Here is a 14,134-nt window from a genome sequence, read left to right as displayed (position 1 = left end):
GGGGGTTTGTAATCAGGGTATGCCAACCTACTGAACGGGTTGCCCGGTATGTCCGTCCATTCCACCTGAGATTGGCAGGTTCACCCCGTTGCATGAACGGGAGGCTTCAGTTGCAAGGAAGTACATGGCTTCAGCGACTTCATCAGGAGTACAGATTCTGCCAAGCGGGTTTTTTTTGTTGAACAGATCAATCACATCATCTGGATTCGCCAAAAACATCGGGGTCGCGCAGGCAGAAGGACAGACGCTATTCACTCGAATATTGTACTTGCCATAGTCCAGCGCCATGGCTCGGGTCAGGTTCACCACCGCGCCTTTTGCTGCGTTGTAAGCCGCCATGCTGTAATCACCGTATAGCCCAGACACCGACGCGGTGTTCACTATGGTGCCTCCCCCATTTTCAATCATGTGCGGTACAAAGCTTCGGGTCGTCAGAAAAACAGATTTAACGTCCACATCAAAAATCGCATCCCAGTCCTCTTCAGACGTTTCGTGCAGTTCACCACCACGCCAGATCCCAGCGTTATTGATAACACAATCTACGTGCTTGGCGTTTTCCATGGTAAAGCTGGCGAGCTTTTCTACATCATCACGCTTACCGATGTTACAGCAGTAAAACCAGACGTTTTCATAACCTGCTTCTTTGAGCTGTCTGATGTGCTCAGCACCCGTATCCTCACTAATGTCTACCATAACGACACCCCAGCCTCTTTCCAGGAAAAGCTTGGTCGCACTGAGCCCCATTCCTGAGCAGGCACCTGTAATTACTGCATTTTTCATTTTGCACTCCTTTGCATTAGTAAATGATCAACAACCAATAATTTAAATTGTAACTATCTAGTTATATACCTTGAAAATAAAAAAAGCAATGCGCAAAAATTAGACAAGGTATGTCGCTTTTCAATATTGATCAGCATGAGTGTTTAATGCAGTTACTCAGTCACCTTCAGCAATTATGTTCCTTCCAAATCACCACTGTGGAGTAACCCCGCGAGATAACTTTGCTTCTTCATAACAAAAGCAATAAGTGCCGAATCAAAATCTTTGGCTACTGCCTCTTTAACGGACGATCTTGTAGCCAGTATCTCTCGCAATTGCCCTACTTTCTCAAGCCCATCAAACAAGTCGTTGCTCATGCGCTGTTCAAAAACATCAAAGTAGCGAAAAACGGGAGCATAAGCCGCATCAACAAGCATGAATGCTGTTCCTGAAAAATAAGGACCAGATATCACCTCTTCAAGCGTTTCAAAGCGGCTGCGCAATTGTTGCCTGGCGTGGTTGAAAGTTGCTCTGTCTTTGGCTGAATAGTACTGCCCTATCGCATTTAAGGTCTGTGAGGCAAACTCTATCCATGAGCGGTGTTTTGCTCGTGCCAATGGTGTGTTAGGCAACAAGGTGCCACCTGAACTGTCATTGAGAAACTCACAAATGACCGCCGATTCAAAAATAATATGCTCTTTATCTAGTCGCAATAGAGGGACTTTGCCATTAGGTGAAAGTGCATTAAACCAGTCGGGTTTAGCGGAAAGGTCTATATCTGTACGAGTAAAAGGTATGCCTTTTTCCAGCAGTGTAATCACAGACCTTTGCACATAAGGGCACAGTTTATAACTAATGAGTTCTAAGCTTTCAGTTTGCATGGTTTACCTCCGTGGTAATAGCGTATTTGCCACTGCGAATGTCAGGCAGTGGATAGGTTCAGCAAGCGTTACCTTGGTGAAATATTCATGAAGGCTTCCTGTTTGATGCCCACAATCAAAGCTTACAAATTGCATTAATGCGTCGGTAGTTGTAATTTTTGCATTAAACAACTGCAAAATTGCAATCATGGACTGGAACTCACTCAAGACGCTGACCTACGTATCCCAAAACGGCTCAATTACCTCAGCCGCTAAGGCTTTAGGGGTTAACTACACCACGGTGTTGAGAAGAATCGAGTCTCTGGAAAAAGAGGTTGGTGGCAAGCTTTTTGAACGTGGCTCGAAAGGATACAAGCCAACTCCGCTGGCAGAAGAAGTATTGGCGCTGGCATTTTCAATGCAGGAGAGCGCAGAGAAAATTGAGCGTCATATCGTCGGAAAGGAGTTTTTACCTAAGGGAATCGTGAAAATTACGGCTCCGTTTAATATTACCAACCATTATTTGCCTCCGGTCTTAGCTTCCATTACCCGTGACTATCCCGATATCCGATACGAAATTCTGTCTAGTAATGATTTATACAACCTTAACTCCCGAGTCGCCGATATTGCGATCAGAGCCACCAGCTCTCCGCCTGAACACTTAATAGGGCGAAAAGCGGCAACTATTCCTTGGGGAATGTTTGTTTCAAAGCAGTTTGAGAACTCCTATTCCGCCTTACCTACTTTAGAAACACTAGCCGACTTTCCTTTAATTGGTGGTATGGGGAACATGCTTAACCTGCCTGCTTTTTCTTGGCTAGAAGCCCACTTTTCTCGTTCTATTGTGATGCGGTGTGATGAGTTAACCGCAATGTCTTATTACGCTCAAAGCGGACACGGCATTGCCTTTTTGCCCGTTGACCAGCGGCGGGAAGGACTGTTAGAAGTCGCCGAATTTGAACCTGGGAAAACCAGTGATCTATGGATACTTACGCATCCGGACTTACGTAAATCAGAGCGTGTCCGTATCGTCTCGCAATATCTTGTGAACTACTTTAAAGCGATAAACTTTGAAACACCCTCTAGTCCCAAATGAACCATGGGGCACCTAATTTTGAATGGTTTTATACTTGGCGAACATTGCATCTTGAAGCCATTTGACTATACCTTTTGCTTAATTGTGTATACCCTCTTCGCCAAACAAAAAATAGGGATACCAGATGCATACTGAAACGGAACTTGCCACCATTGCCATCGTCGATCAACAACTCGACGCCTACAACGCTCGTGATATCGAAGCTTTCGCGGCAACCTATCACGATGATGTGGAAATACACTCTTTCTCTCAAGGCTTAATGTACACAGGAAAAGATACGCTGATTGAGCGCTATGGAAAGAAGTTCGCCAGCCTGAATTACCTGAATGCCAGCTCACTTAAACGCATTGTTCACGACTGTTTTCTGGTGGATCATGAACTGGCAGAATCTTCCAGTCTGCCTTCTTGCGAAGTGGAAAACAGCGTGAAAGTTATCGCCGCTTATGAAGTGGTAGATGGACTGATTAAGCGTGTCACTTTTATGGGCTGATGGGCTTTAGGGCAAATACACTCTCAGCCTAATAGACAACAAGAGAATAGGTGATCAGCGCCTGCGCTCCGTAGTAGCTGGTCATCAATATTTGCTGAGCATAGCGCCCTGCACTTCTAAATCGATCCATAGCTAACACAAGATCCGAAACCATAAAAACAATGGCACCCACAAATGCCGCTTTGGCTGCGAGAGAATGATCCTGTAACCACCAGGCTCCTGCCGCCCAGGTCATCTGAACAATCACCAAAATGTAAAACGCCACAGGCAGCTTAAGCTTTCCAAGCGAAGGGAGCAAAAGCAGATACACCATGATGCCTGCCGAAAATAGCACGGCTGGCAACCAGGCAGTCATACTGCCCTCTATCAGACTCCAAAAGGCACATCCATAGGCGACATGGGCAATAAAGAAAGACACCAGCCCGGCGATAAACCTGTCTTTCGGTTGCATTAAAAACACGTCACCAATAGCAGAGAACGCGAGTCCAAAAGCAATAAGCCAGGCAAATGGGTAAGTTTCTGAATGCGTTGCAGCGAGCACCAGAAAACAAATAACAGGAAGTGGTTTGCTCAGATAAAAAGCCCAGCTACGGGCTTTGGAAAGAGTAAATAAATGAATGACTGCCGCCAGCAGCGCAAATGACCAAGTCACAATAAAGCCCTGACCTAATGTGCCGTCATTTCGTTATACGCTTTGATAGCGTGGAACTTTTCTATCACGAGAATGTAATCTTCGCGGCAAATGGTTTTGTGAAGCCCTGTATCCAGATCCTGTGTTTCTGGGTTACCAGATTTCACAATAGCGCGTAATTCATACACGGGTGACTTAGCGTAGGTGTACCAGAAAACCAATAAGAATATAGGCAAACCTGCGTACAGAGGGTGGACAAGAAGACCAACAAAACTGAAAACAAACGCAATCAGCAACGCGCGTTTCATTTTGTCTGAGGTGGTGTAATCCTCAACATAAAGCTCTTCAATCTTTTCTATATCAATCACAGAGTCACCGACTTTCAACCCTGCAGAAGTCATACTAGGAACGTCCACTTTTTTAAACATCAAAACATCCTATTTCAACGTAACCTACTTGTTCATATCTGGCATTTTGTGAGCCATTAACCTTTATAATTTTAGGTATATTTTACGGCTCAAGACCAAGAGGAAATAAAAGTTAACATATAACTTATTGATCTGGTGTGCACCAGATTACAAAACCATCAAGAAACTGGCGGATTTCTGCGCTTTATCGCAAGATTTTTAACCATCACGGTTATGGAATTGACTTCTCACATCTCGCTGTAATAAGAATTTTTCCCAGTAAACCTACGGAAGAACAATCACACCCAAAGGTTCAAGGAGTTGTTCTTGTTGCCACTCGCAGATTTTCACACCATTTAAGGAAATACGCCTCGGATCCAGACCATAAAGCTCCGTATGAGTAAGATCGCAATGCTCAAAACGGAATTGCGACCACGCATCTTCTGAGAACTCGCCTCGCGACAGATCCGAGCCTTTAAAAGAAGCCCCATTGAGGTTAGCACCTGTCCAGCGATTCTCAAAAAGGTCGCACTTCTCAATACAGGCGTTTTCAAAGTTCACGTAAGAGAGGTTGCAACCCGTTATGTAAACAGAGCAAAAGTAGACCTGATGACTCACGCGGTTTGCAAAGTTGACCTTCAGGAAATTCGCACCTTTCATGTCACATTGTCGGAATTCAGTACCGAGACAGTTGGCACCTGTAAACTGCGCCAATGCCAGCTGACAGTTTTTAAAACTGGCGTCTTTCAAATTGGCATACTGAAACTGACAACCTTCGTGTGCCCCTGCCTGAAAGAACTGGCAATCTTCAAAAAGTGCGTCGGTTAAGTCGGCACGTGAAAAGTCACACCTTTCAAAGGTGCACCTGAAAAATCGATACTCCATCATTTCATTTCGGGCAAAAGACTCTTCAGTGAAGTGCTGTTCGATAAATTCCATTAGGGCTCTCTCAAAAACTGAATGTGTCGCTAAACTAACACTCTAACCCTTTGAAAAACAAACATTTTAAAACCTTAAAAAACAAGAACTTAAAAACCCTCAAAATCGCCAATTTAAGGCACCTAGAAGGCTCTCTAAGCCCTCTGTTTTTAAATAATCGATAGCGCATATTCAGAAAAAAGTTATTCGCGGCTCATGCACAATCAAAAAATCGCGGGGTTGCTCAAGAATTCTGCTCAAGATGTATACTCAAGTGACCTCAAGATGCAGGATTCAGAGCCTCATATTCTGTTTCAGTTCAAGGAAAAGGAAAAGGACGCAGCGGAATGACGCGTCCTTTCCAAGTTCTTTGACGACGAAATGGGACAGAATATGAGCTCCCAAGGGCGAGTTTAACTGGCTTTCATACTGCGTTACCGATTCTTGATTTAGACCCACTAGATCTTCAAATCGGTGTCTTGTCTGAAAAGCCAGTTAATTCTCGCTGAACCAAGTATCTTGAGATTACTTGAGTATAAAAATAAATAACCTTGTTACACACCTGATACAAACTGTATGGTATTCGTAAACAAACAAAAAAGTTCAGGGAAGATCTATGCCCCAAAAGAAAGTTCTGGTGCTTTTTGCACATCCGTCTCATAAAAAATCTGAAGTGAACATCCCGCTGTTCCGAGCGGCTCAACACGTTGAAGGCGTCACTTTGGTCGACCTCTATCACGAATACCCTCGCTTCAACATTAATATCGACCGGGAACAACAAAGACTGCGAGATCATGACATTGTGATATTTCAGTTTCCTCTGTATTGGTACTCGACCCCTGCCATTCTCAAAGAGTGGCAGGATCTGGTGCTGGAATATGGCTTTGCCTACGGCTCTGAAGGTAAAGCTCTTCATGGAAAACATTTTATGTGCGCCATTACTGCCGGCGGCACTGAAAGCGCTTACTGTACCGATGGATACAACCACTTCACCATTGGCGAGTTACTCCAGCCTCTGGAGCAGATGTCGTCTCTTACCGGAATGAACTACTTAGCTCCGTTCGTTCTGTTTGGCTCGCGCACCGCAGCGGAAGAAGGAAGGATCGAAGGGCACACCAAACGATATCAGGAACTGCTTACCGCTCTGGTGGAAGACGAGATTGATATGGATAAAGCAGCAACCGCATCCAAAATTACCAACGACTTATCACCGCTGCTTAAGGAGAAGGCGCAATGACCAGTTATTTTCTTCAAGCCTTTATCTACCTGATTGCCGCGGTGGTCATGGTTCCTATCGCCAAAAGGCTCGGCTTAGGCAGTGTGTTGGGGTACCTTATTGCAGGCGTCATCATTGGTCCGGTTATTGGATTAGTTGGTGAAGAGACAACGACGATTCAGCATTTTGCAGAGTTCGGTGTTGTCATGATGCTGTTTTTAGTTGGCTTAGAGCTGGAACCCAAAATGCTCTGGTCGATGAAAAACAGGCTGATCGGATTGGGTGGTCTGCAAGTCGGTTTAACTACGGCTGCCGTTATGGGCATTGCCCTTTGGCTTGATCAACCTTGGACTATTGCACTCAGTATCGGCCTCATTTTCGCGCTCTCTTCTACCGCTATTGTTCTGCAAACTTTCAATGAGAAAGGTTTGTCTAAAACCGAAGGCGGACGTAATGCCTTCTCGGTATTACTTTTCCAAGATATCGCCGTTATCCCAATGCTGGCGTTTATTCCGTTACTAGCGCTGCCGGAACTGGTTGAAAAAGCGCAAAGTGCAGCGCAAGCAGCAGCTGACCATCACGAAGAAATGAGTCTGGTGGCGGGTTTACCGGGCTGGGCTTACGGGCTGGTGATCATCGTTACTATTGTTGCTTTGGTCGTCGGCGGTCACTTTGCTAGCCGGCCTCTGTTCCGGTTTGTAGCAAGTTCCGGGCTGCGTGAAATCTTTACCGCTACCGCGCTGATGCTGGTCGTCGGGATTGCTGCACTAATGAGCTTGGTCGGGCTCTCCCCTGCTCTTGGTACGTTTCTCGCGGGTGTGGTGTTGGCAAACAGTGAGTTTCGACATGAGCTGGAATCCAATATCGACCCGTTTAAGGGGCTGTTGTTAGGTCTTTTCTTTATTACCGTTGGTGCTGGTATTAACTTCGATATTCTGGGTAACCAGTTCTTTGCCATCATAGGCATGACTATCGGGGTCATGCTGCTCAAAGCCTCGGTGCTATTGGTGCTGAGTTTATTCTTTGGCATTCGAGCCAGCAACCGTTGGTTGTTCTCACTCAGTCTGGCTCAAGCGGGTGAATTCGGTTTTGTTCTGCTGAGTTTCACGGTGCAAAGCCACGTATTGCCAACCGAACTGGCGCAAACTTTATCTATGGTTGTTGCCCTGTCTATGTTCCTAACACCGGGGCTGTTCATTCTGTTTGATAAAGTGATCGTGCCAAAATACATCGACAATGAAAACAGCCGTGCCGAGGACGATATTGAGGAAACGGGCAAGGTCATTATTGCTGGTGTCGGTCGTTTTGGTCAGATAGTTAACCGACTGCTGGTGAGCAATCACATCCCTACTGTGGTTCTGGACTGCGAGGCTTCTCAGGTAGATAACCTGCGCAAGATTAACACTAAGGCTTACTTTGGTGACGCCACTCGCCCAGACTTGCTGCACACGGCAGGCATTGAAGAATCCAAGCTTTTGGTTGTGGCGATGGATGCCCGAGAAAGTGCGGTTGAACTGGTGCAGTACGTGAAACACACCTACCCGAAAGTGACCATCCTTGCACGCGCTTACGACAGAGTTCATGAGCACGCCCTTCGCCAGGCTGGCGCCGATTTTATCGAAAAGGAAACATTCCACAGTGCACTGGAGGTTGGAGCACAAGCTCTGAGAAGCCTGGGCACGCATCCATTCCAGGTGGAACAGCAAAAAGCCGCCTATGTCGATGTAGAAAAAGAAGGTTCTGAAGTTCTGTATCAAGCCTGGGTAGAAGAGTCAGACGGAGAACAGCGTTTTGATAACAATTATCTCAAGCTCTTTATGCAGTTAGAGGAAACGCTGAAAGCGTCTTTACACAGTGACCGACGCGGCAAACACGACGTATCTGAACGAAGCTGGACTCCTCCTCCAAAAGGTTACTTAAAAGATTTTGAAGAGTAGCTGATTTCAAAGTCAATTTGCTGATGGAAGCTTTACAAATATCTAGACGGAGTTTTACCTAGCCTGACGGACTCTTTACAAAGTAATCAGTAATATGAGTGTTACCAGCTTGATAGCAATAGAGCTAATCGCTCACTAGCCTCTCGGCGAGTCTCGGATAGCTATCAGGCTGGTTTACCCCAAGAATCTTTTAAGGAGTATTGTTATGAAGAAAGTAACCGTGTTAGCTACCGCTCTGTTACTAAGTTCTACGGCATTCGCATCAACTCAGTTGAACAACAGTGCCACTTCGATAACAACAGAAGGCTTTGCCACGCAGGAGCAGGCAATGAACGCCGGATATACTCTCATGGATGAAATCAACCAAATGACGTCAAGTGAGCTAGTCAAGAAGCTGCCGATAACCGCCTACACTGTCTCTTACAACAGCGTCGAAGTGAAAGACATTGAAATGCATATCGAAGCGTTCTCGAAAAAACGCGGAGAAGTGCAATACCGTGCGGTAGTCGATGTGGATTATCAGTACGAATCCCGTGATAGCTGATTCACGCTAAACCCAAAATCATTCAGATAAAGAAAGCAAAAACCGGGCGAATCACAGCCCGGTTTTATCTATACCTAAGTGGTCTCTGGAAGTCACTTGGCTACAAGTTTATAACTCATCTGGTAGATTGGCCACTCAACTCCATCAAACACTTTAAAGTACGGCGCTTTATCCACGACCTTAAAACCCACCGAATCATAACAACGTTTTGCTGACGTGTTACTGTGAAATACCGCCAATGACACTTCTTCTACCGCAGGATCTTGCCTGATTTGCTGCATTGAAAATTCAACCAGTTTCCTACCTACTCCCTTGCCTCGAATATCCGGATTGACGGCAACTCGGCAAAGGCGGGATTCAGTTGCAGACACACGATTGATTTCGATAAACCCGACCGGAGCTTCATCATCAATCAAAACATAGAATTTAAGATTTTCTTCTTTCGATCGTTGGCAAATTGATTCTGCCGTTAGCGGCCAGTGAAACACGCGACCACCCCAAGCCAAAAATTCATCTCTGGTTCTAAACCATGTAGTGATGGTTTCTGCGTGTTCAGGTTTGAAAGGAATGAATTCCATTTAAATTCCTTAGAACTGTTTTAAGTCTACTTTAACAACGGCAAATCGACTGACCTTAATTGGTCATGGTGTACTCTGGATAGCCAGTGTGCTCGTCCGTTTGTTCACTGATCACTTTAAACCCTTGTGAAAGATAGAACTGGTAACTTGCCTGATTGTCTTTGTAAACCGATAAGGTCAGGGAATCACGACGTGACTTTGCATGCGTAATGAGTTTTTTCCCTAACCCTTGCCCCTGAAAGTCGGGGTAGACAAAAATCGCCGCTAAGCTGTCTTCGTACAACGCATAAAAGCCGACGACATCACCGTTCAGTTCAAACACGTAAACTTCCGACGCTGGAATGTATACGTCTCGCATATTACTTATCTGATCTCGCCAAAAATCAGCTTCAACAAAATTGTGTGCGTCTATGGAAGCGGTCAGCCAAATATCCAGTACCGCATCAATATCTGACTGGGTAAATTTTCTTATCATTATTAACCTCAAATAAACTGACTTGCTATACACACCAATAGCGCTGGAACACCGGAAACAAAAAACTTCTGGTAAAGCACTACATTCTCTTCAAAACGTTCTTCATCAATCTCATCAGCAATTTCAGTATCTACAAGAGATCCTGCCGCATCTGCTGATCTGTTATCTGTATCAGAAAAATCATTAGTCAACGGAGGAAACTTGAACAGCACCATGGCTATTCCCCATAAGACCAAAAGATTGAAAAACGCGTAGTCCGTCCAATATTGAAGACCGAAAAAACCGGTCGAATATTCCAGAATCACAATGAGCGCGAGCACTAGTGTATTGCTGACTATCGCAAAGGTTGCAAAGCCTTTCATTTTTACTCCTTACCGTCATGAAGCTAACCTACGCGCTGCTTAAACTCTGCGGGAGTAATACCCGTTGTTTTTTTAAACAGCTTGGTAAAGTTACTGACGTCTGTATACCCTACCGCAGCTCCCGCCGCTTCAATAGTAATATTTTCCAGTTCTATCAATTGTTTGGCGCGTTCAACTCTAAGTTGAATGATGTATTGCTTTGGTGTGTAGCCCGTCGCACTCTTAAATCGACGTAGCAGGCTTCGCTCGCTCAAGTGACAGTGCTGCGCAATATCTGCCACCGCCAGATCTTGGCTAAAGTTCGCGTCACAAAACTGCTGCGCTTTGAGCACTACAACATCACCATGAGTAAGATCAGGAATAAACCTCTGGTAGTACGCCTGCATCCGGCCTTTAAAATCTAACAGGCAAAAATCTGCGACCTGTTTAGCCAGCTCAAAATTGGCGTACCTCGCCATAACGTGAAGCGCCAGATCCTGAAAAGCGTAAAGCCCCGCAGCAGTCACTATGTCTCCTTCATCCACCAGCATTTCATGGGTGCAGACTTTGGAAATAGAGGGATAATCGCGCTCAAGCTGATCGCAAAGCCGCCAGTGAGTCGTCGCGTATTTGCCATCCAGCAAGCCTGCATTTGCCAGCCAAAACACACTAGCGCAAGAAGAGACAATCACAGCACCAGCGCGGTGCCATTCTCGTATCAGAGTGATGACAGCCTCAGTTTGGAAATCTGGCAGATCGGCAGACAAACACGGAGGAATGAAAATCAACGCATTCCCATCCACTGGTTCTGAGCTTTGATAAGCAAGCTCTCTTACATCAAATTGCTTACTCCCAAACTGCTGATTAGCAATCTGAAATAGATCTTTGACTCCCTGAACCGCCGAAGGCATCACTTCAGGAAACGTCAGTATGTAAATATTCAGTGTTTTCATATTGGCGAAATTTAACCATAAAAAGTCAATTTACGCCATTAAATCATCTTGGCTGTTTATGTACATTATCTCCTGAATTAGCAATCAGTTTTCTTGAAATAGCAATAAGGATTTTCCACATGAACAATACTGCTTTGGTTTTGATAGACATCCAGAACGACTACTTTGAAGGGGGTGCATTGACACTTCAGGGTCCGGTGCAAGCTGCCGAGAATGCTAAAAAATTGCTAGATGCATTCAGAGATGCAAAGCGCCCGGTTATACACATTCAGCATGCTGCGGCATCGCAAGATCTGGGATTTATGATTCCCGGAACAAGGGGGCAGGAGATCTACGCTGGTGTGGCGCCTCATTCTGATGAACCGGTGCTTACCAAACACTATCCCAACTCTTTTTGGGAAACAGCGCTTGAAAACACCTTGCGCGAGCTCGAAGTAGAACAAGTTGTAATAGCGGGAATGATGACTCATATGTGCGTCAGCACTACAACCCGAGGAGCCATGGAGCGTGGCTTTCAGGCGACGGTGATTCAGGATGCCTGCGCAACAAAAGACCTTGAGTTAGGAGAGAAAACCATAACTGCGGATGTCGTGCATGAAACCGCTTTAGCTGAGTTAACCATGCTTGCCGACATCAAGCCTTTAGAGGATTTTCTGGCAGAAATGTAGCCTTAACTTCAATTAAAAAACGGAGCCTTGGCTCCGATTTTTATTGATGAGAATACGTATCCTATTGTGTCACGCGGACGGAAATGCCTAACCAGGAGGAATTTTCTCTTTTGTTGTCACTGGAATCCCATCGCTCAATCTGATCCCAGTGGAACAAAGGCTCTTCCAGGTCAGAATCAAACCATTCGCCACTCGAATTATTGACTACGTAGTGCAAGTTTGGGTAGCTAATAACGGAAATCAATAATCCATTTTCAGGCGTGGAGGAATCAGAGTTCAGGTAGGAAATGGGCACTTCAAGTTTATTCACCAATTCAATTTCAGTTGGGAATGCACCCTGGATCTGTACGTGAGTGTCAGGATCTTTAAACAGCACCTCCGTTTTCAACCCACACTCCTTCAATATATAGAGCATTGCACCAAGCGAATTGTACCCTGCTTCATCTATGTATTCTGGGTTAAAACCTTCCTCAAGAATCCCGGTCACCTGATAAAAATCCATCGCCAGCTCCGTCAGATTGGAACTGTCTTCAATCTGTATACTGGTATTAGAAAAACTTTTATCCACCCGGTTGTAACGATTGAGCGTCAATGGGGAGTGAAATGGAAGCTTATTGAAAGCATAAAGAGTCGCCACCAGACAGTAAGCGCCACAATACAGACTACCTTCAGGTTGCTGCATACTGGGAAGTGAATTCATACGCAAATATTCTCATATTCAAATTGACACACTCAAAGTATCATATGCTACTTAATGAAAACACTGCCTAGCACAAGTTTTCTAACAATGTAACTCTCTATTTCTTAAGCTTAATTTTTAATTTGAACATTACTTTAGTCGGCTTGGTTCAAAGGTCTCATATTGAGGTAAATCTTCATTTAGGCTGTCCCAGTTGGCTTTGGATGTCACGAAGTTATGGGAGATGGGTCTTTCTTCAATGTCAGAATCCAGAATGCCCAGACGAATTCTGATTTTACTCGGGTTTTCATCATTGGAGCTGTAGACAGGAGAGGCGCATCGGGTACAGAAATGGCGTTTTTTACCCGGTTTAACTTCGTAGAAGCCCATCAGTTCAGCGCCTTTGGTGATTTCAAATTCACTTGTGTTGACGAAACCGTTGGTCGCAAAAGCCGTACCACTCGATTTTCGACACAACGAGCAATGGCAATGAATGATGTCGGTTATCGATCCGGAAATGGTTAGCTCCACACCGCCACATAAACAGCTTCCTTTGTACATATTGCTTCCTTATTTTAGTTGTATTGCTCAGGATGAGTAGGCGTAAAGGTTATTCTCTTCACCGTAGAGTGATTGCGTTCCTGTAAGCTCAAAACCAAGTTTGATCAAAAGCCGATTCGAGCTTTGATTGTCTGGCAAAGTGACGGCAAGAATCGTACTGAGATTATGCTCTGTCGATCCGTTTGCTAGCACCGCCGATCCTGCTTCCTCTGCGTAACCATGTCCCCAGTAAGACGACAAAAGCGCATAACCAAGATCAGGGCTCTCCAACTCTGCACGTTTTAGAATTCCGCACATTCCGATTGGGGTTCCGTCTTTCAACGTCACCATGTTCAGTCCAAAGCCATACTCCTGATAACTGGCAATGATGCGCGAAAGATAGCTTTGTGCCGCTTCAATGGTGCGAATTTGTCTGTCGCCGATGTAGCGAATGAAGGCTTCTTCGTTAAGAAGTTGAATGATGAAGTTCGCATCATCCAAATTATAATGACGGATAATCAAATGATCCGTTTCACAAACTATCACCTACCCTGCTCCCTGCAATTTTTATTGATATAAAGGACTTATAACATAGATGATATAAAGGTAACTATATAGCGGAAATTAAAGGACAACACCGCTTTGTGTGGCGAGTTGCTGTTTGAAGAAAACAAGAAGAACAAGCACTAAACCTGTGATCCACATTGCGGTTGGAATTTTGGCTTTGTTCCAGTTTAGAAAAGTAAAGACGAGCCCCATCAGTGGACCTAAAAACAGGCAGCCCAATCCCCAGAGCTTACTTTTACGAAATGCTTCAGTGAGGATAAGAACACTTCCTAGCAGAAACAGGACTAACCCTGAAACAGCCATCAAATCTATCACTACAAAACCTACAAAATACAAAACTTCGGTGCTTCTGGTGAGCACGCAATACAACTTGCTGAGAATTTACCACGAAGATTTGGTAAATCGAGTGCATAGCAACACTTACTTTCAATTTTGCGATGTAGTTTTATAAAAACTCTCAAATCCCTTATAGATA

General features: G+C 44.9%; 19 protein-coding genes. 6 read left to right on the top strand and 13 right to left on the bottom strand.

All coding sequences use genetic code 11. The features are described from left to right. Positions 1–27 precede the first annotated feature (27 nt). On the bottom strand, positions 28–780 hold the full coding sequence (locus tag INR79_RS20910) for an SDR family NAD(P)-dependent oxidoreductase (protein WP_223099655.1): 753 nt from the start codon (positions 778–780) through the stop codon (positions 28–30). A 173-nt stretch (positions 781–953) separates the two neighbouring features. Beyond that, on the bottom strand, positions 954–1,640 hold the full coding sequence (locus tag INR79_RS20905; protein WP_223099654.1) for a glutathione S-transferase family protein: 687 nt from the start codon (positions 1,638–1,640) through the stop codon (positions 954–956). Positions 1,641–1,827: 187 nt separating this feature from the next. On the opposite strand from INR79_RS20905, the gene INR79_RS20900 reads away from it, so the two are divergent. Next, a complete protein-coding gene (locus INR79_RS20900) occupies positions 1,828–2,715 on the top strand; it encodes a LysR family transcriptional regulator (RefSeq protein ID WP_223099653.1) in 888 nt (295 codons plus the stop codon). A gap of 124 nt (positions 2,716–2,839) precedes the next feature. After that, a complete protein-coding gene (locus tag INR79_RS20895) occupies positions 2,840–3,205 on the top strand; it encodes a nuclear transport factor 2 family protein (RefSeq protein ID WP_223099652.1) in 366 nt (121 codons plus the stop codon). A gap of 28 nt (positions 3,206–3,233) precedes the next feature. On the opposite strand, the gene INR79_RS20890 is transcribed toward INR79_RS20895, so the two are convergent. The 3 genes from INR79_RS20890 to INR79_RS20880 all read right to left on the bottom strand — a co-directional run bounded on the left by INR79_RS20890 (position 3,234) and on the right by INR79_RS20880 (position 5,182). Next, the gene (locus INR79_RS20890) at positions 3,234–3,857 is read right to left on the bottom strand and encodes a lysoplasmalogenase (protein ID WP_022560857.1); all 624 of its coding nucleotides are present in this window, start codon (positions 3,855–3,857) and stop codon (positions 3,234–3,236) included. A gap of 14 nt (positions 3,858–3,871) precedes the next feature. Next, a complete protein-coding gene (locus INR79_RS20885; protein ID WP_223099651.1) occupies positions 3,872–4,264 on the bottom strand; it encodes a hypothetical protein in 393 nt (130 codons plus the stop codon). A gap of 264 nt (positions 4,265–4,528) precedes the next feature. Further along, positions 4,529–5,182: a Qnr family pentapeptide repeat protein gene (locus INR79_RS20880; RefSeq protein WP_004403601.1), complete on the bottom strand. Its 654-nt coding sequence runs from the start codon at positions 5,180–5,182 to the stop codon at positions 4,529–4,531. Positions 5,183–5,777: 595 nt separating this feature from the next. Here INR79_RS20880 and INR79_RS20875 point away from each other — a divergent pair. From INR79_RS20875 to INR79_RS20865, 3 genes are all read left to right on the top strand, one after another. Then, positions 5,778–6,398, top strand: coding sequence for an NAD(P)H-dependent oxidoreductase (locus INR79_RS20875; protein ID WP_223099650.1), 621 nt, complete (start codon positions 5,778–5,780; stop codon positions 6,396–6,398). Then, positions 6,395–8,314: a monovalent cation:proton antiporter-2 (CPA2) family protein gene (locus tag INR79_RS20870; protein WP_223099649.1), complete on the top strand. Its 1,920-nt coding sequence runs from the start codon at positions 6,395–6,397 to the stop codon at positions 8,312–8,314. Before INR79_RS20875 ends, INR79_RS20870 begins: the two co-directional genes overlap by 4 nt. Positions 8,315–8,519: 205 nt before the next feature. Then, positions 8,520–8,858: a DUF3316 domain-containing protein gene (locus INR79_RS20865; protein ID WP_022590889.1), complete on the top strand. Its 339-nt coding sequence runs from the start codon at positions 8,520–8,522 to the stop codon at positions 8,856–8,858. 92 nt (positions 8,859–8,950) lie between these two features. Here INR79_RS20865 and INR79_RS20860 read toward each other — a convergent pair whose 3' ends face one another. From INR79_RS20860 to INR79_RS20845, 4 genes are read right to left on the bottom strand one after another with little or no spacing between them, the layout of a single operon-like run. Beyond that, a complete protein-coding gene (locus INR79_RS20860) occupies positions 8,951–9,436 on the bottom strand; it encodes a GNAT family N-acetyltransferase (RefSeq protein WP_022595940.1) in 486 nt (161 codons plus the stop codon). 55 nt (positions 9,437–9,491) lie between these two features. Further along, entirely contained in the window at positions 9,492–9,911 is a 420-nt protein-coding gene (locus tag INR79_RS20855; protein ID WP_022560845.1) for an N-acetyltransferase, read from the bottom strand. Between the two features lie 8 nt (positions 9,912–9,919). Beyond that, positions 9,920–10,273, bottom strand: coding sequence for a hypothetical protein (locus tag INR79_RS20850; protein WP_022595938.1), 354 nt, complete (start codon positions 10,271–10,273; stop codon positions 9,920–9,922). A 23-nt stretch (positions 10,274–10,296) separates the two neighbouring features. Beyond that, on the bottom strand, positions 10,297–11,205 hold the full coding sequence (locus INR79_RS20845; protein ID WP_223099648.1) for a GlxA family transcriptional regulator: 909 nt from the start codon (positions 11,203–11,205) through the stop codon (positions 10,297–10,299). 119 nt (positions 11,206–11,324) lie between these two features. Between INR79_RS20845 and INR79_RS20840 the strand changes: the two genes are divergently transcribed. Beyond that, positions 11,325–11,873 (top strand): cysteine hydrolase family protein, encoded by a 549-nt coding sequence (locus INR79_RS20840; RefSeq protein ID WP_223099647.1) that lies wholly within the window; start codon positions 11,325–11,327, stop codon positions 11,871–11,873. 61 nt (positions 11,874–11,934) lie between these two features. Here INR79_RS20840 and INR79_RS20835 read toward each other — a convergent pair whose 3' ends face one another. From INR79_RS20835 to INR79_RS20820, 4 genes are all read right to left on the bottom strand, one after another. Beyond that, positions 11,935–12,573: a hypothetical protein gene (locus INR79_RS20835; RefSeq protein ID WP_223099646.1), complete on the bottom strand. Its 639-nt coding sequence runs from the start codon at positions 12,571–12,573 to the stop codon at positions 11,935–11,937. A 129-nt stretch (positions 12,574–12,702) separates the two neighbouring features. After that, positions 12,703–13,113: a GFA family protein gene (locus INR79_RS20830; RefSeq protein ID WP_004407455.1), complete on the bottom strand. Its 411-nt coding sequence runs from the start codon at positions 13,111–13,113 to the stop codon at positions 12,703–12,705. 27 nt (positions 13,114–13,140) lie between these two features. Further along, on the bottom strand, positions 13,141–13,638 hold the full coding sequence (locus INR79_RS20825) for a GNAT family N-acetyltransferase (RefSeq protein WP_022595930.1): 498 nt from the start codon (positions 13,636–13,638) through the stop codon (positions 13,141–13,143). 78 nt (positions 13,639–13,716) lie between these two features. Further along, positions 13,717–14,019 (bottom strand): hypothetical protein, encoded by a 303-nt coding sequence (locus INR79_RS20820; protein ID WP_004407462.1) that lies wholly within the window; start codon positions 14,017–14,019, stop codon positions 13,717–13,719. Positions 14,020–14,134 lie beyond the last annotated feature (115 nt).

Origin of the sequence: Vibrio sp. SCSIO 43132, assembly GCF_019904195.1 — a bacterium.
Classification (GTDB): domain Bacteria; phylum Pseudomonadota; class Gammaproteobacteria; order Enterobacterales; family Vibrionaceae; genus Vibrio; species Vibrio nigripulchritudo.
This window is presented reverse-complemented; position numbering and strand designations above follow the sequence as displayed.